The organism is Dyella jejuensis, assembly GCF_044904675.1.
Taxonomy (GTDB): Bacteria; Pseudomonadota; Gammaproteobacteria; order Xanthomonadales; family Rhodanobacteraceae; genus Dyella_B; species Dyella_B jejuensis.
In genome coordinates, this window is the sequence record NZ_JADIKJ010000010.1 from 100,089 (window position 1) to 122,164 (window position 22,076).

The window sequence follows — 22,076 nt, forward strand, 5'->3', positions numbered from 1 at the left end:
CGCGGGAAAGGCGGCGGGGCCTGCTGTGCCGCCTGTGCCGCATCCCGGTGATGGGGCATGTTGGCATGGCTGGCGGATAAGGACTTGCGCACATCGCATCAACGGACTCATCCACAACCAATGTGGCGGCAAGTACCCTCCCCGGCAGTAATGGCCGTGTAAGCCGATCCTGCAAAAATGTTGCGACAGCAACCAGTGAACAGTTATTGCCGTTATTTTTCACACCACCGTTACGGAAAAACGATCATCTTGAACCATCAGCAACGGACCAAGGTCGCCTGAAGCGATATGCGAACATTGCAGTGGCCCTTGATCAGGGAGCAAGGGAGGCAACGCTCAGGGTTGCCGCGTCATGGGGAACCGCAAGCGATATCGCTTGCGTACAACGCTATGGTTGCACGGTGTTCGTCCGCTGAAGCATGAGTAAAAACGCAGCTTTTTCGAGCTTGATGAGAACCAGGCTGAAGACGCTGCACGGTACCGCCCGGCTTTACCCGTTCCAGAGCCATGACATGCCAGCTGTCCTGCATCGCACCAGTCGCTATGCCAACAACTCAACGGATTACGCCGTCTTCACCCTGGATCGCCGCGGATATGTCGTGGCCTGCCATGTGGAAAGTGAACTGTTCAGCGCCTATCGTCCACGGGAATTGCTGGGCAAGCACTATTCCACGCTCTATGCGCCCGGTTCGCAGGATTCGGAATTACTGCGCGTTGCGCTGAAGGCCCACGGCAGCGGTAAGCGCGCGAAAACCGAGGCATGGCTGTTGCGCCGCGGCGGTCGCCGCTTCCGTGCCGACATTTCCGTCGACGTATTGAAGGGTGCCAGCGGCAAATGCCATGGCTTCGTCATGATCGTCCGCGACATCAACTTGCGCCGCCATACCCAGGACCGCTTGCGCGAAAGCGAGCGCCGCTTCCGCCTGTTCGTGCACGGCGTAACCGACTACGCCATTTGCATGCTCGATCCACAGGGCATCGTGCTGGATTGGAACCTGGGGGCGCAGCGCATAACCTGCTTTCCAGCCAAGGACATCGTCGGCAGGCACTTTTGCGTTTTTTTCAACGAGGAACAGGTCTCCCAGGATCTTCCTTCGCAACTCCTGCGACAGGCTTGCGAGGCTGGCCGCTCCCATGCCAATTGCGAATTGCTGCGCGCCAACCGCGAGAGCTTCCCGGCCGAGGTCGTCATCGAGGCGATCCATGAAAGCGATGGCTCGCTGATCGGCTTCGCCATGATCGTGCGCGATCGCACCCAGCAGCAACTGACCGAGCGGCGCCTGTTCGAAGCGCGCGAACAGATGGTGCATGCGCAGAAAATCGAAGCGATCGGCCAGCTTACCGGCGGCATCGCGCACGACTTCAACAATGCGTTGCAAGGCATCATCAGTTCGCTGGAACTGGCCTCGCTTTGCCTGGACCGCGAAAGCGCCGACCAGGCCAAGCGCTATGTGATGGTGTCGCTGGATGCCGCGTTGCGCGCCGGCCGACTGACCCAGCGCCTGCTGTCGCTTGCGCGCAGGCAGGCCCCGGCCAACCATCGCACCACGGTTGTCAGCGTGCTGCGTTCCATCCGCGAGCTGCTGGGACGAACGCTGGGCGACGGCATCGTACTGGATGTCTCGTTTCCCGAAGACGTGCCGCCCCTCACCTGCGACAGCGGCCAGCTGGAAAGCGCGCTAGTGAATCTTGCCGTCAACGCGCGCGACGCCATGGACGGCCAGGGCCGCCTGCGCATGACCAGCCGCCTTTGCAGCCCGGCCGACAGCAGTGTGCAGGTGGCATTGGATCCCTTGCGCGAAACCTACGTGGAGATCGCGGTCATGGACGATGGTCCGGGCATGAATGAGGAAACGCGCCGGCGCGCGCTGGAACCCTTTTTTACCACCAAGCCCGAAGGTCACGGCACCGGCCTTGGCTTGTCGATGGTCTACGGATTCGTGACCCAGTACGGCGGCGCCATCGACATTCGCAGCATGCCCGGCGCGGGCACGTCGGTACTGTTGTACCTGCCCTGCGACGACAGGGACGTGGAAGCGCCGCCCTTGAAAGAACAGAAACCGGAGCCAAACCTGACCGGCTTTCGCATTCTTATCGTCGAAGACAACGAAACCATCCGCGAGTCGGTGGCGGTGCGGCTGCGCCAACTCGGCTGCCAGGTCTACGAGGCCGCCTGCGGCAATGAAGCACTATCCATACTTTCCAGCAATGAGTCCTGGGATTTACTGCTGTCGGACATCGACCTGCCCGTCATGGACGGCTACGAACTATGCAGCCAGGCACGCAAGCTATTTCCCTCGCTGCGCGTGATCCTGATGACCGGCTACGCGGACTCCGAGTTGCTCGAACTGGAAGGACTCGACCACGCCACCGAGGCCTTGATCAAGCCATTCGACATGGGCGACCTGCTGGCCAAGACGCGGCTGTTGTTGCAACCGGCAAGCTGACGCGATCCCAAGGCCTGGACCGGTTTTCCGCGCAGCAAGGCACGCGCTAGCGCTTCGTCCCTGCCGCAAACGTCCGCAGGTCCTCCACCAACTGCTGGTACCGGTGATCGTGCGTGTCGCGATTGATCGAACGCAGCACCGATGCCGGATGCCATGTCGCCATGCCGTCGATGTCACCCGGCAAGCGTATCCATCGACCACGGCTGATCGTGAGGTGGAAGTTCGTGCCGAAGAACGCCTGCGCCGCCATCGCGCCCAGCGCGAGGATCCGTTGCGGACGCACCTCGCGCAGTTCCGCCGCCAGCCACTCGCGACAGATCGCCTGTTCGGCGGCGTTGGCGCGTTTGTGCAACCGCCGCTTGCCGCGCTGTTCAAACTTGAAATGCTTGACCGCATTGGTGATGTACACCTCACGCCGATCGAGGCCGCTCTCCTCCAACGCGCGATCGAGCAGCGCGCCGGCCGGGCCGACGAACGGCTCGCCGCTGGCATCTTCCTGCAAGCCGGGTTGTTCGCCGACCAGCATGATGGATGCGTGCAGGGGGCCTTTGCCGAACACGGTCTGCGTGGCGTGCCGCCACAGCGGACAGTCGTGGCAATGCGATGCCAAGCTCCGCAATTCCTTGACCGAGCCGGGCGGCGGCGGTGCGCTCGGCGGCCGCGCCAGCGGGGAATCCCATGCCGATCTTGATTGCCGCATCTTGGCTGACCTCACGTTTCCTGGATCGAAGCTTCCGCTTCCGTCTATCGAAAAAACGTGCAGGACAGGCCAGCCACTCCATCCATGCATATTTCACGCGCTCGCGTCCCGCGCTTGCGTCACGGCCGCGTTACGGCGCTATCTGTCCGCGCCTTTCCGGTCGTTCGGAGTACGCCCGCGCTGGCCGCCCTTCTTGCCCAGGGCAACGTAGCCTTCCCTTCCCAGCTCTTGCCTGCGCGCCTGACCGCCTTGCTTGCCCAACGCCGAATAGCCTTCCGAACCGAGTTCTTCCTTGCGCGCAGCGCCGCCTTTTTTTCCCAGCGCCGAATAACCTTCCGGGCCCAGCTGCTGCTTGCGCGCCTGGCCGCCTTTTCGCCCGGCCTCGCGCACAGTCATCCCGCCACTGCCTGGATCGTGTTGTTTCGTGGTCATGCCATTACCTCTGTGCTTTCGGATGCGCGCCAGCCTTTCACCACAGCCTGCGGACTCGCAAATTCGTCTTCAACCATGCGTTCGATGGCATTGAGCACGTGCGCAGGAGCATCGCTGCGCCTGGCCTGTGCGAGCACTTCATGCTTGCTCGCTGGATAGTGGACATCGCGAAGGTATTGCTGAACGTTCGCCGGGGATTGGCCGCCCATCCCTCTTGTCATGACTTCACCTCTTTGACCAGCTGAAAATCCGGCGGCATGGCTGCCGCAAAAAATCCGCGAACAACATGCCATCGCCAGCGTGATGCTCACGTGCTTCAGTGCGCCTGGAAAAAGCAGCACATGCATCAGAAAATTTTTCCGCCACCGCAGAAATGTCTCGAATACACGCAGGCGCCTGTGAGTGTGCTCGCCGCGCGCATATGAACGGGCGCGGCGCGATTACATCGGGCTATCTTTCGATTCACCCCGCCGCCACTCGCCGCGCCATAGGTTTTAGCCATCCATGCATTACGACGAATGGGAGCGGCTTCATGACCAGCAAATCCAGCGAAGCAAAAACCAAGGCGGCCGCGCACGACGCGGAGCAAGGCATGACGGCGCAGGAGCAAAGCACCGCTTCCACCAGCGCCCTGCCAAGCCTGCACGATCCGGATGACGCCACTGTCGGCTTCGGGCCACGCAGCCTCGATCCGGATCGGCGTACCGAACGCTTGAGCTATCGCGATCCGGAGGAAGCCTCGCAGGGGCCATTGCGTTTTGACGAAACCAATTACAGCGTCGAACGGCTGACGCTGCCCGAAGGCGGCTTTAACGAATATGCCGATGAATATTCCGATTACCGCGACCAGGAAGGCACGCCTCGCCAGCACTACGGTCCACTGCGGGAAGGCCAATGGGAAAGTCCTCAATACGCGGATTCGACGCAGAATGATTTGCTAGCCGAGCTTTCTGCGGAGGTCAGCCCGATCGACGAGCCCGACGATCCGGACCTTGGCTTTCGTCTTTCCGCGGAAGACGAGGACGGCCAGGGAGCGGATCGGCTCGATCTCGAAACATCGCCCGATGCCTACGAGGTCGAGAAAACTCCCGGTTTTGGCCACCATGCGCCACGCAAGCCACAGCCCAGCGATGATCGCCTGCGCGAAGCCGTGCACGCAGCCCTCGACAACGGCACGGATATCGATGCTCCGGATATCTCGGTGCACGTAAAGAACGGCACCGTCGTGATCGAAGGCGAAGTCGCCGACGCCATGCTGCGCCACCGTGTCGAGCAATGCGTCGACAGCGTGGAAGGCGTCGAGAACATCGACAATCGTTTGCATCTTGCCGCTTCGCAACCGCGACGCCCGTGGAGCGATGAATAAATCGGAGCATATGCCATGAACAAGAAAGCCCGCGCCACGACCGCACGACAGCAGCAGATCCAGCGCGATACCGAGGCGCGTCCGGAGCAGTCGGAAAAGGTGCCAGGCGCCGATTCCAAGCGCGCTACCCAGGCCGGTGCGCACGCTTATCCTGAAAACCCGCTGCCCGCCCAGCATCAGGCCAAGCCGGGCTCGGAGGCCGAACTCGATCCGCGCCCGCAATTCCTGGCGCCCGAGTATGTCGGCAGCAGCAAGCTATCGGGCAAAATCGCGCTGATCACCGGCGGCGATTCCGGTATCGGACGGGCGGTGGCCGTGCTGTTTGCGCGCGAAGGCGCGGACGTGGCGATCATTTATCTCAGCGAACGCGAGGATGCTGCCGAGACCAAACGCCATGTGGAAGACGAAGGCCAGCGATGCCTGCTGATCGAAGGCGATGTGCGCGACCAGGCTTTTTGCAAGGCGGCGGTGGAAAAAGTCGTCGGCGAGTTCGGCAAACTCTCCATTCTGGTCAACAATGCGGCATTCCAGGAACACGCCGCGCGGCTGGAAGACATCACCGAGGAACATTTCGACGAAACCATCCACACCAATGTGTACGGCTATTTCCACATGGCCAAGGCGGCCCTGCCGCATCTCCAGAACGGCGACTGCATCATCAATACCGGTTCGGAGACCGGGCTGTTCGGCCACAAGATGCTGCTCGATTATTCGATGACCAAGGGCGCGATCCATGCGTTCACCAAGGCGCTCGCGGCCAACGTGATCAAACGTGGCATCCGCGTGAATGCCGTTGCGCCGGGACCGGTGTGGACACCGTTCAACCCCGCCGACAGCAGCGCCGGAAAAGTGAGCAAGTTCGGCGAGGCCAATCTGATGGGTCGACCCGCGCAGCCCGAAGAACTCGCGCCCGCATATGTGTTCCTTGCCTCGCCGATCTGCTCCAGCTATATCTCCGGTGCGGTGTTGCCGGTGATGGGCGGGCCTACACCACAGTAACGATTGGCGAATTGGTGGTGGCGTTGCAGTAGGCACGCCAGTGGACAGTGGCAGGGTCGTAACTGAAACGTCAGCGCTATAAAGGCGATCAAGCCGTGCTGGAAGCCATGCCTTGCCAAGGTCTTCCTGGAATAAGCGCAGCGCGGACTCGCGCGCCGTTCGCGTGCCTTGTCCACGGCCGGCTTGCGACCTGCAAAACCCGTTATATGCGCCCTATACAGCCGGCACGTTAGCCTCGCGACATGCGCCGCTGGCTGTTACTGATCGCAGTCATTGCCCTGATCGCCCTGGGCTGGTCGCAGCGCCGACGCCTGCCGGATCGCTATAACCCGTGGGCGCCACTGGATTTGCGCGCGCCACCGGATCTGTTTCTCGGTTACAAATTGCAACGGCTCGACGCGGATGCACCGCGCTGCCTGGCCGCGCTCCAGCAATCCGGCGCGACATTTTCGATCGTGCGTGATTATGTCGGCGCCGGCGGTTGCGGCTGGAACCATGCAGTCCGGCTGCAAGACACCGGCGTAGCGCGGCTGGAGCGACCGACCATCGTCACCTGCCCGCTCGCCGCTTCGCTGGTGCTGTTCGATCGCCATGCGCTGCAACCACTCGCGCGACAATGGTTCGGGCAGCCGGTCGTGTCGATCTCGCACGTGGGCAGTTACGCTTGCCGCACCATCTATTCGCAGCCCGACGCGGCGTTGAGCCGCCACGCGCGGGCGGAAGCCATCGACGTCACGGGGTTTCGCCTGGGCAATGGCCGCGCTGTCGTGATCGCCAAGGATTGGGACAAAGGCCTCGACGGCACCTTCCTGCATAAGCTGGAAGCACGCGGCTGTCCGTTTTTCGGTATCGTGCTGGGGCCGGAATACAACGCGGCGCACCACACGCATTTCCATCTCGAAGCGGGAAGCTGGGGCTGGTGCCGGTGATGGCAATGATGATGCCAGAAACAATGGCCCGATTCGGCTTATCTGCGCAACGCGGCCGCGTGATAGGCCACGTGCTCGCCAATGAAACTGGCGACGAAGTAGTAGCTGTGGTCGTAGCCTGGCCGCATGCGCAGTTCCAGCGGGTGTCCTGCCGCGTCGGCCGCTTGCTGCAACCATTCCGGATGCAATTGGCTGTGCAGGAATTCATCGGCATCGCCCTGATCGATCAGCAGTGGGAGTTTTTCGTTCGCGGTCTTTACCAGCTCGGTGGCATCGTAGCTGCGCCATGTTTCCCGATCGCCGCCCAGATAGGCCGAGAATGCCTGCTCGCCCCACGGCACGCGCGATGGCGCGACAATCGGCGAGAACGCGGAGACGCTGCCGTAGCGGCCCGGATTCTTCAGCGCGATGGTGAGCGCACCATGGCCGCCCATCGAATGGCCGCTGATGGCGCGCGCATCCGTCAACGGGCAATGCTTTTCGACCAGTTCGGGCAGTTCGTGCACCACGTAGTCGTACATGCGGTAATGCCTGGACCACGGCGACACCGTGGCGTTGACATAGAAACCCGCGCCCATGCCCAGGTCATACGCCGCAGCATCGGCTACGCCTTCGCCGCGCGGACTGGTGTCGCACACCACCAAGGCGAGACCATGCTCGGCGGCATAGCGCTGCGCACCGGCCTTGTTGATGAAGTTCTGTTCGGTGCAGGTCAATCCGGATAGCCAGTAAAGCGCCGGCACCGGCCGTTCGCTCGCCTGTGGCGGCAGATAGACGGCCAGCCGCATCTCGCAGTCCAGCGCATGCGAGCGGTGGCGATAGACGTCCTGCCAGCCGCCGAAACAGGCGCGATGTTCGATGCGTTCCATTTTCGTAGGCCTCGGGTATCAGAAGTGAATGACAGTGCGGATCGACTTGCCTTCGTGCATCAGCTCGAAGGCTTCGTTGATGCGCTCCAACGGCAGCGTGTGCGTAATGAACGGATCGAGCCGGATCTCGCCGCGCATCGCCTGTTGCACCATGCCCGGCAGCTGGCTGCGCCCCTTCACTCCACCGAAGGCACTGCCGCGCCATACGCGGCCGGTCACCAGCTGGAACGGCCGCGTGCGGATTTCCTTGCCGGCGCCGGCCACGCCGATGATGATGCTTTCGCCCCAGCCCTTGTGGCAGCACTCCAGCGCGGCGCGCATCACGTCCACGTTGCCGATGCACTCGAAGCTGTAATCCACGCCGCCGTCGGTCATCGCCACGATCACGTCCTGGATCGGCTGGTCGTGATCCTTCGGATTGATGCAATCGGTGGCGCCCATGTCGCGCGCCAGCTCGAATTTGGCCGGATTGGTATCGATCGCCAGGATGCGCCCGGCGTTTGCCTGCACCGCGCCCTGGATCACCGCCAGGCCAATGCCGCCCAGGCCGAACACCGCCACTGTGGCGCCCGCCTCCACTTTGGCGGTGTTGTGCACGGCGCCGATCCCGGTCGTGACGCCGCATCCGAGCAGGCACACTTTCTCCAGCGGGGCCTGCGCGTCGATCCTGGCCAGCGAGATTTCCGGCACCACGGTGTATTCGCTGAAGGTGCTGGTGCCCATGTAGTGATAGATGGGCTGGCCCTGGTACGAGAAGCGCGTGGTGCCATCCGGCATCAGTCCCTTGCCCTGCGTGGCGCGCACCGCCTGGCAGAGGTTGGTCTTGCCGGAACGGCAGAATTTGCACTGGCCGCATTCGGCCGTGTACAGCGGAATGACATGGTCGCCCGGCTTGAGCGTGCTCACGCCCTCGCCTACTTCCACCACGATGCCGCCGCCCTCGTGTCCCAGCACAGCCGGGAAAATACCTTCCGGATCGTCGCCCGAGAGCGTGAACGCATCGGTATGGCATACGCCGGTATGGGTGATTTTCACCAGCACCTCGCCAGCCTTGGGCGGAGCGACGTCGATCTCGACGATCTGCAGTGGCTGGCCGGGCGCAAAGGCGACGGCGGCGCGTGATTTCATGGCATTGCTCCTGGGCGGTCGAGCGGAAAGCATCGATTATCGGCCATGCCTGCCGGCCACCGGAATACATAAAACTCTGCCTGGCTAAAGACCCGTTTGCTGATCGCCGCGGCGGCGCAGGCAACGCCAGAGCTCTTCCGTGTACGGCGCCAGCTCGAACACCAGGATCAGTAACAGAATGCATGCAAGATAGCCGGCCGGCAGCGCCTGCCGCTTCCACGCCAGCGCATAAGCCGCTGTTTCCCGGCCGAACCCGAACAGCGCCAGGAATTGTCCCCAGTGACGGGAGATCACCAGCAGCATGGCCATCAGCGGCACCATTTCGAGAAAGCTGTGTAGGTGCTGCTCGACCGGGCCGACCTCGCGCGCGGATACCGCATAACTCACGTCCCACAGCGCGGTCAATTCATGGATGAAGAACGCAACGATCATCAGCGACAGGATGCCGGCGTTCACCTGCAAAAACAGCACGGCCAGCAATGGCGCGCCCACTTCCACGAACATCAGCAGATGGATCAGCGACTCCTTTGCGCCGGTGGTCGATTCGATCCGCGTGGCGCGATGGCATAGCCAATCGGCAAAACCGGCGGCAAGCCATAGCGGCATGACGAAGTACATCAAGACCAGCAAGGCCGGATCAGTCGCCATCGAAAGCAGCCATTGCGCACATGCGCGGGATCATGGCATCCACGGCCTGCGCCGCGACGTGGAAAGTCGGTGCAGGCGATGTGACAGGACGATGCGGCTTCCGCCATCCGGCACCGGTTGAGCTTGCCTACCGATGGGATCACTATCGCGCATCGGTCGGCGCACGCCGTGTGCCGTGTACCGTGCCGGCATCGTCCGCGCGGGTCCATGCCAATCCAAGGAGAGCCCTTTGAACGCCAACGCACCCGTTGTCTTTCGTACTCCCGTCTGGCTTTACTTTACCGTGGCCTTCGCCATCAGCTGGATGGTGTGGCTGTTGCCGGTACTGGCCAGCCGCGACCTGTTGAAGCTCTCGCCCGGCTTGCAGCTGGTGTGCCTGCTCGGCGGCTCGTTCGGTCCTTTCATTGGCGCGTTCTTCTGTGTCTACCGCGATGGCGGCTGGGCCGCCGTGCGCGAATTCGCCGGACGTAGCCTGCGTTACCGGATCAGCCCAGTCCACGTGTTGTGCGCCGTGTTGCTTGCCCCCTTGGCCGCCAGCGTGACGATGTGGTGGCTGGCCAGGCACGGCGGGCCAGCGTTCGCCTTGCTGGTTCCGTTGTCGCAAATTCCGCTGGTGTTCGTGGAGTTGTTCTTTATCGGCGGCTCGGTGAACGAGGAGTTCGGCTGGGCCTATGCGATTGACCGCCTGCAGCAGCGTCGAAGCCTGCTGCGAGCGGCCGTGTTGCTGGGAATCATCTGGGGCTGCTGGCACCTGCCGCTGTTTTTCGTGATCGGCCTGACGCAATCGTTCATGCCATTCTGGGCTTTCCTGATCTTCACCATCGCCTTGCGCGTGTTGATCGTGTGGGTCTACGAGAGCAATCGCAAAAGCATCCTCGCCGCATTGCTGTTCCACACCGCCGGCAATTTCAGCTTGAACCTGTATCAGGTCATCGACCGTTCGCCGCAGCGCGACGAGCGTGGCTTCATCGGCTTCGCTTTGCTCATGCTGGCGGCAGCACTGGTGGTCGCGCTTTGCGCGCGCTGCTATCGGTCCGCGCCAGCCTCGCAGGCCGCCCTGGAAGGTGGCATCAACCGGTGATGGCTGCTGTGCGAAACCTTATCCTCCTCGCCGTTGCCTTGATGGCTGCCACGCGAGCCATGCCGGCCCGCAGCCAGCCGCTGCCAGACACCGATGACGGCAGCGCGGCCCGGCACGGACCGATCGTGGTGCTCGTGACCATCGACGGTTTTCCGGCGCGTGCGTTGAACGATCCGCGCCTGCCGATGCCTGCCTTGCGCGCCATGCAGGCCAGCGGCGCCTACGCCCAGGCCATGCAACCGATCAATCCGACGGTGACCTGGCCCAACCACACCACGCTGATCACGGGCGTGGACGCCAGCGAGCATCATGTGATGGCCAATGGCCTGATCACCTTTCCAGCCGATGGCGGCATGCCGCAAGTGAAACCGTGGACACCCCGCGACCAACTGGTGCATGCACGCACGCTTTACGACGCGCTGGCGGAAAAAGGCATGACCACCGGCCAGGTCGACTGGGTCGCGATCTACGCCGCGCGCCATGTGCAATGGTCATTCGCCGAACGCCCGGATGCCAACGGACCGATTGCGCGCGACCTGGTTGCGCAAGGCCTGGTGACGCAAGAGGACATCGCCACCTTCGGCGAGCGCGGCAGCCCGGCCTGGCATGACCAGGTGTGGACCGATGCCGCCATCGATATCCTGACCCGGCATACGCCGAACCTGCTGCTGTTCCATCTTTTGCAGACCGACACCTTGCAACACGGCTACGGCGCGCTGTCGCCTGCCGCCTATGGCGCGTTCGCCGATGCCGACGCATGCCTGGCACGACTGGTGGATGCCGCGCGCAAGGCCGGCCTGCTGGATCGCATCACGTTCGTCATCGCTTCCGACCACGGCTTTGCCGACTACACGCATGCCATCCGCGCCAACGTCGCGCTGGTGCGGCAAGGGCTGCTGCGCGAGAACAAGGGCATCTATCGAGGCGAGGTGTGGGTGCAGCCGGAGGGCGGCGAGGCATCGTTATACATTCGCAACCAGGCGCGTCGCGCGAAACTCACCCCCCAGCTGAAAAGCTATTTCGAAAAGCTGCCTGGCATAGCCGCCGCCTACACCAACGTGGAGGCGCGCAAGCTCGGCCTGCCCTCGCTTCGCGCAAGCGACCAGGCACCGGATCTCTACCTTGTCGCCAAGCCCGGCTACGCCTTTTTAGAGGGTAGCGAGGAACCGCTGATCCAGGACATCGCGCCGGCCCGGGGCGCACACGGCTATCTCGATACCGACGCGGATATGCAGGCATTGTTTATCGCTTCGGGTGCACATATCCACCGTGGCGTGAAGCTCGGCGCCATCAGCAACCTGCGCGTGGCGCCGACCATTGCAAGAATCCTGGGTGTTTCCCTGCCGGCGGCAACCGCGCCACCACTCACGGAAATAATCCAGTAATGAGAACTGCGCTACAGATTTGCGTGCGCAGGCCGAACACATTACAAAGACCTGGGGGCGCTTTCCTGTTTGATTGAGTCTGGCCCGTCATCACGTCCGGGCTGCCGCCCTCTATACCTTGAACGTCTATGCTTATTAAAAAATTCGCCCCCCGCGCTCCCGCCCTCGCCTTTTCCTTCATCGCAAGCCTCGCCGGTTTTACCAACCTCGCGCACGCCGTCGACCTCCCCGCGCCGGCCGGCTGGACGCTGCAATGGGGCGACAATTTCGCCGGCCCGGCGGGCACGCTGCCGTCGAACACCAATTGGCGCATCGATACGGGGCATGGCTATCCCAATGGCCCGATCGACTGGGGCACCTCGGAAATCGAGAACTACACCAGCGACCCGGCCAATATCCACCTGGATGGGCATGGCCACCTGATGATCATCCCGCGGCGCGATGCCAGCGGGCAATGGACGTCCGGGCGCATCGAGACTCTCCGCGACGATTTCACTGCGCCCGATGGCGGCATGCTGCGGATGGAGGCGCGCATCCAGATGCCGGATGTGACCGGTCCGCGCGCGCTGGGTTACTGGCCGGCATTCTGGGCGCTGGGGAGCAGCTACCGCACCACCATGGCGTGGCCACGCGCAGGCGAATTCGACATCATGGAGAGCGTCAACGGGCTCGATTCGGTATGGGGCATCCTCCATTGCGGCATGAATCCGGGCGGCCCCTGCGGCGAGCCGATCGGCATCGGCAGCCGCTTGCCCTGTCCGCACGAGGCCTGCACTGCGGGGCCACACACGTTTACGTTCGAATGGAACCGCAGCGTGACGCCGGAACAGCTGCGCTGGTTCGTGGATGGGCAGCTGGTGAACCAGGTAGCCGAGAACCAGCTGTCCGCCGACACGTGGCGCTCCCTTACCCAGCAGCGCGGCTATTTCATGCTGCTGGACGTCGCCATGGGCGGCGGCTTCTCGTTCGTGATGGCCGGCTGGAAACCCACGCCTACCCCGCAGACCGAGCCCGGGCATTCGATGGTCGTGGATTATGTCGCGGTATGGACCCGGCCCGGAACGGGCAAGAAAGTGCCGGCCGCAACGGAAATGGCCGCGGAAATGCCCAAGCGGACACCGCCGCCGGTCAAGCGTTGATCGCATGTGCAACAGGCAGCGCAGCGCCTTGAGCGTGGCGCTGCGCTGCCAGGGCCTTAGCTAGCCTTGTGCAGGCCCTGCACGATCGCCAGCGATTTCGTTACATGCTGGTCCGGCCTCAGATGATCGTCTTCCGAGGACAGCGTGGCGATGATCTTGCCGTCGCGGCCAATCACGAAGGTCGTGCGCGCAATGAAGCCATGGTCGATGGCGACGCCGCGCACATCGTTCACTCCCGGCTGCGCCGCTGTTTCCTTCAGGTCGTAGGACGCCGCGATCTTGCCGTCGGCATCGGAGGCGACCGGGAATTTCCCGGCGCAATAGCTCGGATCGGCTGAAAAGGCGTCAAGCCGCCCGATGCTGTCGGCCGAAACGCCGATGATGGTGGCGCCAGCGGCCTCGAACCTGGCCTTGTTCGCGGCAAAGGTATGCGCCTCCAGATCACAGCCGCCGGTATAGGCCGACGGATAGAAATACACCACTACCGGGCCTTTCTTGAGCGCCTGGGCCAGCGAGAAATTGAATTCCTTGCCGGCCAGGCTGGCCTTGGCGTGGAAATCCGGCGCCGCGGCACCGGGCTTGAGCGCCGCGAGCGCCGGCGTGGCCATAAGCAGCATCGCCAGGGCGCCGCCTGACGTCCATCCTGCAAAACGCTTGTGCATGGTTGCGAATCCTCCGGGAAGTCGATCGAAAGCCGAAATGCCGTCCGCATGGTTGTCCAAGCATGATCGGCTGGCAATATGTCAGATCTCCTGCCGGCCATCATTCTTTGGCGGCGCCCGCATGCCGCTGGCCGCTTTCGACCAGCGGCCATTTCGTGGGTCATCCGGCGCCAATAAAGCAGGCACGTCCTCGCCGGCGACCGCATCGCGGCGGCTCCGCGGCGGCTGTTCGATGCACGCTGCCGTCACTTTATGACGGCATTGAGCGATATATACCTGACGCCATCACGCAGCACCGACTCTGCTCTTTTCGCATGGCGACAGGCAAAGATGAATTCGGCCCATGAGCTAAGCACCCTGATCGAGGCTTTGCGCACATTGCATCGCGATGCCGCCGGCAAGGCTGCGGTAGCCACCTTGACGCGCACGCGCGGCTCCACCTTTCGCCGTCCTGGCACCCGCATGCTGGTAATGGGCGACGGCCGGGTGGTGTGCGAACTCTCCGGCGGCTGCCCGCAACGCGACATCGTGGCGCGCGCGCAGGAAGCGATCGGCAGCGGCGAACCGCGGCTGCTTCGCTACAACGCGGAATCCGGCCTGGACGTACTGCTCGAAATGGGCTGCGGCGGCGAACTGGAAGTGCTGGTCGAGCCGTTGCTGGCGATCCAGGCCACCGATTTCATCGACACGCTGTCGTATTGCCTCGATGCGCGACTGACCACGCATATGGCCACCCTGTTTGCCGTGGACGACACGGCCGTGATGCCGCGCCGGCTGGTGTGGCACGAGCATGGGATCCTGCACGATTCGATCGGCGAAGCGGCGCTCGTCGCATCCATCATGGCCAGCCCGCGCTCTGCCAGCGAACGGCGCGCCCGCACGCTGCAACTGCCGTGTGCGAACGGCATGGCCGACGTGCTGGTGGAAACCATTGTCCCGCCGCATGCCCTGGTCGTCATTGGCAGCAGCGCCGCCGCGCGCGCCTTGCTGCCATTGGCCGGCGCGCTGGGCTGGCACGCCACGCTGGTCGATCATGATCCCGCGCGCCTGCAGGCCGCCGACCTGCCCGCCGGATTGCACACGGTTTGTGCCGAACCGAAGCACTTGCGCGGCGCCCTGCCGCTGGATGCGCACAGCTCAGTCGTAGTGATGACGCACAACCTGGAACAGGACATTGCTTATCTGCATGCGTTACAGGGATCTCCCGTTGCCTACATTGGCGCCTTGGGGTCGCGTGACCGGGTGGCACGCATGCACGATCACGCCGCACTGGACGGCTTGCCGCTGCATGCGCCCGCGGGCCTGGATATAGGCTCGGAAACGCCGGAAGAAATCGCCTTGGCCATCGCCGCCGAGATCATGGCGGTCATCAACCGGCGCAATGCAAAATCCCTGCGCGACAACCGTGGCGCGATCCATTGATGACGGACCACACCTCGCCCGTCATCTTGTTGCTTGCCGCCGGCGAGGGCAGCCGCTTCGGCGGCGCCAAGCAGCTGGCGCTCATCACCGGGGAAGCGATGGTGCGGCGCGTAGCGCGCACACTGCTCGAGGTCGATGTTCCGGTACTGGCGGTGACCGGCGCCTATGCGGAGGACGTCGAGGCGGCGCTCGACGACCTGCCGCTCAGCGTGGTCCGCTGCGAGGAGTGGCAGCTTGGCATGGGTCACTCGCTCGCCGCCGGTGTACGCGAGTTGATGCGTGTTTTTCCCGCGGCCTCGGCCGCACTGATCTGCCTGGCCGACCAGCCGCTGCTCGATGCCGCGTTCGTGCACGACCTGCTGCAACGGCACGCGCAAGCCCCCGATCGCTTGCTGGCTACGGTCTATCGTGGTGTACAGGGCCCGCCGGCCTTGTTTCCTCGCGATTGCTTCGCGGCATTGGCTGACCTGTCAGGAACGCATGGCGCGCGTTCCGTGCTGGAACAAAAGTCGACGCGGGTGGAAGCGTTCGCGTCGGAGGGAATGGCCGATATCGATACGCAAGAAGATTTGCTGCACGTCATGCTGCGCACGCATTGGCGCGGCTGAAAGGCTCGACGACACCATGTGGAATGACATCTTCTTCACATTGCGCCGCCGCTGCCGTGCCCGTTCGCTTAACCTGAGCTGCCATCACGCACGCGCATAGCTTGCCGGCGTGTCAGGGGGCACGTACCTTGTTGCGAACAGGCACAGCCCCGCCTCCCTGCTTCGGAACAAGGCGACGTGATGACTTGGCAAGGCCGGACCGCACTTAGCTTCATGCTCGCGCTTTGCGCGCTGGGCCTCGGCGCTTGTTCGGCAGTGCGCGAGGACTATGTGAAAAAACCTTCGACCGCGCTGCCGCCCGCCACGCAGACGGCATACGGCCGCTACATCCAGGCCGAAGTCGGGCAGCATCCGCAGGATTCGGGTTTTCGCCTGCTGATCAAAAGCACCAATGCGCTGATGAGCCGGATCGCATTGATCGACCGCGCCAGGCAATCGCTCGACATGCAGTACTACATCTTCGCCAACGACGCGACCGGCCGCCTGGTAATGCAGCACATGCTGGCCGCTGCCGACCGCGGCGTGCGCGTGCGCCTGCTGATAGACGATATCGACATAAGCCACGAGACCAACGCCCTGGATGCGCTCGATTCGCATCCCAACATCGAGGTGCGCCTGTTCAATCCTTTTTACACGCGCAATCCTTCGCTGCTGTCCAAGGCAATGCAGTTCCTTGCTGACGCCAGTCGTCTCAATCGCCGCATGCACAATAAGTCGTTCATCGTGGACAACGAGGTTGCCATCATCGGCGGGCGCAACATCGGCGACGATTATTTCCACGTGGGCAAGGACATGCATTTCCGCGACCTGGACCTGATCGCCATCGGGCCGGTGGTACCGGAAGCGTCAAAGGCCTTCGATGCCTACTGGAATTGCGACGCGGCCTATCCGGTTACCGCGTTCCGCGGCCATCATGGAAAGCCTTACGACTTGGCGAAGCTGCGTGTGATGCTCGCGCATGACGCTCGCAAGTTCGCGCAATCGGATTATGCGCAGGCCGTCATCGACAAATTGCCGGATGGACCCTCCGCCGATAAACCGGGCAGCTGGTATTGGGGACCGGCGCGATTGCTGGCGGACCAGCCGGAGAAAGTCACCGAACAGCGCGACGATCGTTCGTTGCGCATCGGCCCGAAAATCAAGGCCATCACCGACCAGGCCCAACACAGCCTGCTGCTGGTGGCACCCTATTTCATTCCCGGCGACGAGGGCGTGCGTTACCTGGGTCAATTGCAGCAACGCGGCGTATCGGTGCAGGTACTCACCAATGCGCTGGCCGCCACCGACGAACCAGAAGTCGACGCGGCCTATGCGCCCTATCGCCGTCCGCTGCTGGCCGAAGGCGTGGCGCTTTACGAATTGCGTCCACAGGGCGCCGCCAATCCACCCAGCGCAAAGGGGCGTTCTTCCGGCACCAGCCTGCATGCCAAGGCCATTGTGGTGGACCGGCGTTATACCTTTATCGGTTCCATGAACATGGACCCGCGTTCCAGGCTGCTCAATACCGAAATGGGCATCGTGGTGGATTCCCTGCCATTGGCCGATGCCGTGACCACGCAATTCTTCGACCGGGCCGTCTCGCCCGACAGCGCCTTCCGCGTGGTGCTGCTTGACCACCATGACGGGCAACCGGGCAGCGTGGCGTGGCAGGTGGCTTCCGGCGACGGCATGCTCATCGAGCATCACGATCCTGACACCACGATCGGCAGGCGTATCGAAGCGAAACTGCTGGGATTGCTGCCGATCGATAGCCTGCTCTAGGGATGCTCTGATCAATGCTACGCAGGCGGCATGATGTCCAGAAGGCTCGCAGAGTGTGTTGTGCGGCGCCGGGAAGACTGGCCGTCTTGCCAAGCCGCGCGGCGCACTCTGCGTGCCTTCTGGTCATCACCCCATCGCTTTAAATTCAATATGTTGGGGCCAGCTCTGTCTGTCCGCATCCCTTCCTCGCTCCTCAAAGCCGAGTGCATCCATGCACTCTCCCCGCGCGTGCGGCCCGTCGTCTCGACAGACGGCCAGTCTGCCTTCCTCGCTCCTCAAAGCCGGGTACATCCATGTACCCTCTCCGCGTGCGCCGACGAACCTATGGTCTGCGAACAGACAGAGCTGGTGACGCCTACGTAGCATCGATCAGAGCATCCCTAGGCTTCTCTCGCGAAAAGGCGACCTGCCCGCACCCGGGCCGGCGGCGACTTTTCCGTGCCGCACGCGAAAAATGCCTCGAAAGCGTCTATTTTTTTCCTTCGCGATTCTGTACAAGTCACACCCATCGACCGGCGTTCTGCTGCCTGCTGCTGTGCAGCACCACATCGGCAGCATCATATCGCCGGTACACGGCCTGTTTTTTTGTTCCAGGCATTGGAGGGGAGGAGCCCATGTCGAAACTGGCGCGCACCCTTACGACGACAGCATGCATGCCGGCGCGATACCTCGTGTCGGCGCGTGCGCGTCGACGCAACTGGATCAACGCATAGCATATTGGCATCGGGACAAGCGATCCACGCATGGATCGGCGCCGAACGCACCTCGGTTAAAGCGCTGAAGCAGCGCCGATAAGGGAAAGTTAGTTAGTGGCGTCCCGCTCAAGAGCCCGCGCCGCAAACGATGCGTTATACGCACGCCTACCTGTGGGAGGTCCCTGCAATGAGCCACGAGCATGCAGTTGCGCGATTTTCGAATCCGGCGCCGCTAGGGCTGGCCGGCTTTGCCTTGACGACATGGTTGCTGAGCATGATCAACGCCGGCTGGTTCGCCGGCGACGCCATGAACATGGTGCTTGCCGTGGCCATGGCTTACGGCGGCACCGCACAGATGATCGCCGGCGTCATGGAACTGCCGCGCGGCAATACATTCGGCGCTACCGCTTTCGTCAGCTATGGCGCGTTCTGGTGGTCGTTCGCGCTGTTCGTGCTGTTCCTGCACGACAAGGTGCCGGCGGCCTTCGTAGGCTGGTATCTGTTTATGTGGGGCGTGTTCACGTTCTACATGTGGATCGGCACGCTGCATGCCGCTCGCGCATTGCAGTTTATTTTCCTGGCGCTGTGGATCACTTTTTTCCTGCTGGCGGCCGGCGAATGGACCGGCATGAGCGGACTGCACGTGGCCGGCGGCTACTTCGGCCTGCTCACCGCCTTGCTGGCCTTCTATCTGTCGGCCGCCGAGATCATCAACGAGGGGCACAAACGGGCAGTCCTGCCGATCGGCGCACCCGGCGCTTCACGCTGACGCCTTCCATCACGATGTTCGAGAACGCCACGCTCAAGGAGCTTTCCATGAAACGACATAGTCTGTTCCTGGCCCTCGCCACACTGGGCCTCGCTTTTACCGCTCCGGCTTTTGCGCAATCGGACAGCAGGGATGCGCAGATCAAGGCGCTCAAGGCACTCGTCGAAAAACAACAGCAGCGGCTCGATCAGCAACAGCAGGATCTGCAACAGTTGCACGCCGCGCTCACGCAGCTGGAAACCCAGCAGACCCGGCAGCAGGCGCAAATCCAGCAGACGCAGCAGGTGCAGCAAGCGCAGGCACAAACCGTGGCTGCGGCGCCGGCCAAGTCGGCTCCTGCATTCACCAGTGCGCCGGGCCTGTCGGTGGCATTCCATGGTTTCATCGATGCCACGGCTTTCAGCCAGAACCGGAGTTTCACCTACGGCAACGGCCAGAACGCCGAATATCCGGTGCCGGGGTCGGCCGGCAGCCTCAGCGGCGTGGATGTACGCAATACGCGCTTCTGGTTCGACCTCACCGGCGCAAAAATCGCCGGCGACTGGACCGGCGGCGCGCACCTGGAAATGGATTTCTTCGGCGGCAACAACGGCACCGGCGCTTATGCCCAGCAGCAACCGCTGCCGCGCCTGCGCCAGGCCTACATGGTGATGGAGAACCCGGTGGCGGGCAGCACCATCAAGATCGGCCAGATGTGGGATCTGATGTTCCCGCTGGACGACTTGCCCGATTCGCTCAGCCACATCGCGTTTCCGTTGGGGTATGGCACTGGCATCATCGGCTGGCGCTTCCCCGGCATCGTGTATTCGCAGGATCTCAACCATGGTTCGGACGGCCCGGCATGGCGGCTGGATGTGGGCGGTTTCGAAGGGGCCTGGAGCAGCCCCGGCAGCCCGATCAACTACACCAGCGCCGGCAATGCCGGCTTCCGCCCGCAGATCGAAGCCAAGCTGCACGTGGAGCAGGAAAAGCAATGGATGCTGTTCGCCGCGGCGCATTGGAGCCAGATCAACCTGACCGGCGTGGGCGGCACCGAACCGGCGCCGGTCAAGCGTCAGTTTTCCAGCGAAGCGGTCGAGCTGGGTGGCCAGTGGACGCCTGGACCCTGGGTGTTCAAGAGCGTGGTCTACGACGGCAAGGGCATCGGGCAGATCTTCGGCGACCTGTCGCAGTTCGGCGATATCAAGGACAAGGGCGGGTACGTTTCCGGCGGCTACAATTTCACGCCCAACTGGAGCGCGCACCTGTTCTACGCCCTCAGCAAGCCCAGTTCCAATGACGTGTTCGCATGGTTGAACAACGGTTCGACCGGCCTGCTGAGGAATCGCCAGGTGGCCGCGAACGTGGAATATGCGGTGGGCGACTACGCATTTGCGCTGGAGTGGATCCACGCCATTCTCAACACCACCACCAATGGCGACAATCGCCTCGCCACCGGCGGCAACCAGATCAACGTAAGCGCCATGTACAAGTTCTGAGGCAAGCGTGCTCCGCGTAACGAGGTTGCGCGGCGTTGCGCCGGATACCCATGCACCGGCATGGCGGAAATGGTCATTGGCTCGCGTGGCCGGCCGCTGCGGACGAACCGTACCCGCCGCCCAGCGCATCGATCAGGCGGATGGAAAGATCCATCTGCTGGCTTTGCAATACTGCCAGGCGCTCGTCGGCGAGCAGCAATTGCTGGCGGCTCGCCAGTGGCGTGAGCGGGCCGCTTACGCCGCCCCGGTACGCCGATAGCGCATCCTTCCAGCTTTTTTCCGCATCCTGCCTGGCGCGCTGTTCCAGCGCGATCTGCGTGCGCACCGAGGACAACGCGGAGACCAGATCGGCGACGCCGTTCACCGCGCTGATCAACAGGCTGTTGTAGTGCGATACCGCTTCGTCGTAGCCGGCGTCGGCGCCGGCGAGATTCGCGCGCAGCCGGCCGCCGTCGAAGATCGGCAAGGTCAGCGCCGGCCCTGCATCGTAGGTGCGTGCCGGCAGTTGGAACAGGCTGGTGCTGCCACCGACGGCAACGAAGCCGGCCATCGCGCTGAGGCTGATGTTCGGCAGGAAATCGATGCGCGCGGCCTTGATGTCGCGCGCTGCCGCTTCGACCTGCCAACGCGCGGCCACCAGGTCGGCGCGACGGCCGAGCAGGTTCACCGGCAAGGTATCCGGCAGCGCGACCTGGCCGGGGTTGAGCATGCGCGGACGCGCGATGCGCAAGCCGCGATCGGGCCCCTGCCCCAGCAGCACGGAAAGACTGCTGCGCGCGGCATCGATGGCACGCGCGGCTTGCGCCTGCTGCTGCTGCGCGCTTGCCACCTGCGCATCGGCGAACGCTTCCTGCTGGGTCGTGCCGAGTCCGCCGGCAAGCAGCCGGCGCGTCAAGGCGAGGGTCTGGCTGGCGCGTTGCAGCTCCCCTGCGGCGACATCCTGCTGCGCGAAGGCGTAGCCGAGCGCGACATAGGCGCGTGCCACGTTGACGGACAACTGGATCCGCGCCGCATGCGCTTCGATCTGCGCCGCGCGGCTGCGGCCGAGCGCCGCTTCCCAGGCAGCGCGCTTGCCGCCCCACAGGTCCAGATCCCAGGAAAAATTGGCGGTGGCGGATTTGCCCCAGGCGAAGGTACCCAGCGCGTAGCTCGGATAGATCGGATCCTTGCTGGAAAAGCGCGCGCCGATCAGGCTGGCATCCCATTCCGCCTGCGGCATGCGCGCGGCGTTGGCGCTATCGGCAACGGCCTGGGCCTGGCGTGCGCGCGCTTCGGCATCGGCCAGGTCTGGATTGTTCTGCAACGCTTCGTCGATCAGCGTAGCCAGCTGCGGATCGCCATAACCCACCCACCAGTCCTGCGCCGGCCATGCAGCGGGACTGAGCGGCACGCCGGCAAGGCTTTGCTCGCTCCTGAGCCGGGTCGCGTCCAGCGTCTTGCCGGTGGGGTGCAGGCCATCGGGCGTGGCGCAGCCGGCGAGCACTATGCACAGCGCGAGCACGGCGGCCACGGAATAGCGCACAGGCATGCGCGAAAACAGGTTCATGATCGAACGCAT

Annotated in this window: 20 protein-coding genes; 12 read left to right on the forward strand and 8 right to left on the reverse strand. The window is 63.3% G+C overall.

Features of this window, described 5'->3' with window-relative positions:
• The first annotated feature begins 449 nt into the window (after window positions 1-449).
• On the forward strand, window positions 450-2,447 hold the full coding sequence (locus ISP15_RS10105; protein WP_404547176.1) for a hybrid sensor histidine kinase/response regulator: 1,998 nt from the start codon (window positions 450-452) through the stop codon (window positions 2,445-2,447).
• A gap of 46 nt (window positions 2,448-2,493) precedes the next feature.
• Here ISP15_RS10105 and ISP15_RS10110 read toward each other — a convergent pair whose 3' ends face one another.
• From ISP15_RS10110 to ISP15_RS10120, 3 genes are all read right to left on the reverse strand, one after another.
• The gene (locus ISP15_RS10110) at window positions 2,494-3,147 is read right to left on the reverse strand and encodes a UdgX family uracil-DNA binding protein (RefSeq protein WP_404547177.1); all 654 of its coding nucleotides are present in this window, start codon (window positions 3,145-3,147) and stop codon (window positions 2,494-2,496) included.
• Between the two features lie 138 nt (window positions 3,148-3,285).
• Window positions 3,286-3,579 (reverse strand): KGG domain-containing protein, encoded by a 294-nt coding sequence (locus ISP15_RS10115; protein WP_404547178.1) that lies wholly within the window; start codon window positions 3,577-3,579, stop codon window positions 3,286-3,288.
• Complete coding sequence (locus ISP15_RS10120; protein WP_404547179.1) at window positions 3,576-3,926, reverse strand: DUF2795 domain-containing protein; 351 nt, start codon at window positions 3,924-3,926, stop codon at window positions 3,576-3,578. Before ISP15_RS10120 ends, ISP15_RS10115 begins: the two co-directional genes overlap by 4 nt.
• 185 nt (window positions 3,927-4,111) lie before the next feature.
• Between ISP15_RS10120 and ISP15_RS10125 the strand changes: the two genes are divergently transcribed.
• The 3 genes from ISP15_RS10125 (at window position 4,112) to ISP15_RS10135 (ending at window position 6,873) form a co-directional block, all read left to right on the forward strand.
• Window positions 4,112-4,945: a BON domain-containing protein gene (locus ISP15_RS10125; protein ID WP_404547180.1), complete on the forward strand. Its 834-nt coding sequence runs from the start codon at window positions 4,112-4,114 to the stop codon at window positions 4,943-4,945.
• 15 nt (window positions 4,946-4,960) lie between these two features.
• Entirely contained in the window at window positions 4,961-5,944 is a 984-nt protein-coding gene (locus ISP15_RS10130; RefSeq protein WP_404547181.1) for an SDR family oxidoreductase, read from the forward strand.
• Window positions 5,945-6,186: 242 nt separating this feature from the next.
• A complete protein-coding gene (locus ISP15_RS10135; RefSeq protein WP_404547182.1) occupies window positions 6,187-6,873 on the forward strand; it encodes an extensin-like domain-containing protein in 687 nt (228 codons plus the stop codon).
• Window positions 6,874-6,911: 38 nt separating this feature from the next.
• On the opposite strand, the gene fghA is transcribed toward ISP15_RS10135, so the two are convergent.
• From fghA to ISP15_RS10150, 3 genes are all read right to left on the reverse strand, one after another.
• A complete protein-coding gene (fghA, locus tag ISP15_RS10140; protein WP_404547183.1) occupies window positions 6,912-7,742 on the reverse strand; it encodes an S-formylglutathione hydrolase in 831 nt (276 codons plus the stop codon).
• A gap of 18 nt (window positions 7,743-7,760) precedes the next feature.
• Window positions 7,761-8,870: an S-(hydroxymethyl)glutathione dehydrogenase/class III alcohol dehydrogenase gene (locus ISP15_RS10145; protein WP_404547184.1), complete on the reverse strand. Its 1,110-nt coding sequence runs from the start codon at window positions 8,868-8,870 to the stop codon at window positions 7,761-7,763.
• Window positions 8,871-8,954: 84 nt separating this feature from the next.
• Entirely contained in the window at window positions 8,955-9,518 is a 564-nt protein-coding gene (locus ISP15_RS10150) for a hypothetical protein (RefSeq protein WP_404547185.1), read from the reverse strand.
• A gap of 229 nt (window positions 9,519-9,747) precedes the next feature.
• On the opposite strand from ISP15_RS10150, the gene ISP15_RS10155 reads away from it, so the two are divergent.
• From ISP15_RS10155 to ISP15_RS10165, 3 genes are all read left to right on the forward strand, one after another.
• Window positions 9,748-10,599, forward strand: a complete 852-nt coding sequence (locus tag ISP15_RS10155) for a CPBP family intramembrane glutamic endopeptidase (protein WP_404547186.1) — start codon at window positions 9,748-9,750, stop codon at window positions 10,597-10,599.
• A gap of 41 nt (window positions 10,600-10,640) precedes the next feature.
• Entirely contained in the window at window positions 10,641-11,984 is a 1,344-nt protein-coding gene (locus ISP15_RS10160; protein WP_404547187.1) for an alkaline phosphatase family protein, read from the forward strand.
• A gap of 128 nt (window positions 11,985-12,112) precedes the next feature.
• Entirely contained in the window at window positions 12,113-13,123 is a 1,011-nt protein-coding gene (locus tag ISP15_RS10165; protein ID WP_404547188.1) for a glycoside hydrolase family 16 protein, read from the forward strand.
• Between the two features lie 56 nt (window positions 13,124-13,179).
• Here ISP15_RS10165 and ISP15_RS10170 read toward each other — a convergent pair whose 3' ends face one another.
• Entirely contained in the window at window positions 13,180-13,785 is a 606-nt protein-coding gene (locus ISP15_RS10170) for a peroxiredoxin (RefSeq protein WP_404547189.1), read from the reverse strand.
• Between the two features lie 330 nt (window positions 13,786-14,115).
• Here ISP15_RS10170 and ISP15_RS10175 point away from each other — a divergent pair, with 330 nt between their 5' ends.
• From ISP15_RS10175 to ISP15_RS10195, 5 genes are all read left to right on the forward strand, one after another.
• Window positions 14,116-15,207 (forward strand): XdhC family protein, encoded by a 1,092-nt coding sequence (locus tag ISP15_RS10175; protein ID WP_404547190.1) that lies wholly within the window; start codon window positions 14,116-14,118, stop codon window positions 15,205-15,207.
• Window positions 15,207-15,815: a nucleotidyltransferase family protein gene (locus ISP15_RS10180; RefSeq protein ID WP_404547191.1), complete on the forward strand. Its 609-nt coding sequence runs from the start codon at window positions 15,207-15,209 to the stop codon at window positions 15,813-15,815. Before ISP15_RS10175 ends, ISP15_RS10180 begins: the two co-directional genes overlap by 1 nt.
• 180 nt (window positions 15,816-15,995) lie before the next feature.
• Window positions 15,996-17,576, forward strand: coding sequence for a phospholipase D family protein (locus tag ISP15_RS10185; RefSeq protein ID WP_404547192.1), 1,581 nt, complete (start codon window positions 15,996-15,998; stop codon window positions 17,574-17,576).
• An 882-nt stretch (window positions 17,577-18,458) separates the two neighbouring features.
• Window positions 18,459-19,040 carry an acetate uptake transporter gene (locus ISP15_RS10190; protein WP_404547193.1) on the forward strand — a complete coding sequence of 194 codons (582 nt, stop codon included), beginning with the start codon at window positions 18,459-18,461 and terminating at the stop codon, window positions 19,038-19,040.
• 47 nt (window positions 19,041-19,087) lie between these two features.
• Window positions 19,088-20,518, forward strand: a complete 1,431-nt coding sequence (locus ISP15_RS10195) for a porin family protein (protein WP_404547194.1) — start codon at window positions 19,088-19,090, stop codon at window positions 20,516-20,518.
• Window positions 20,519-20,591: 73 nt separating this feature from the next.
• On the opposite strand, the gene ISP15_RS10200 is transcribed toward ISP15_RS10195, so the two are convergent.
• The gene (locus ISP15_RS10200; RefSeq protein WP_404547195.1) at window positions 20,592-22,076 is read right to left on the reverse strand and encodes an efflux transporter outer membrane subunit; all 1,485 of its coding nucleotides are present in this window, start codon (window positions 22,074-22,076) and stop codon (window positions 20,592-20,594) included.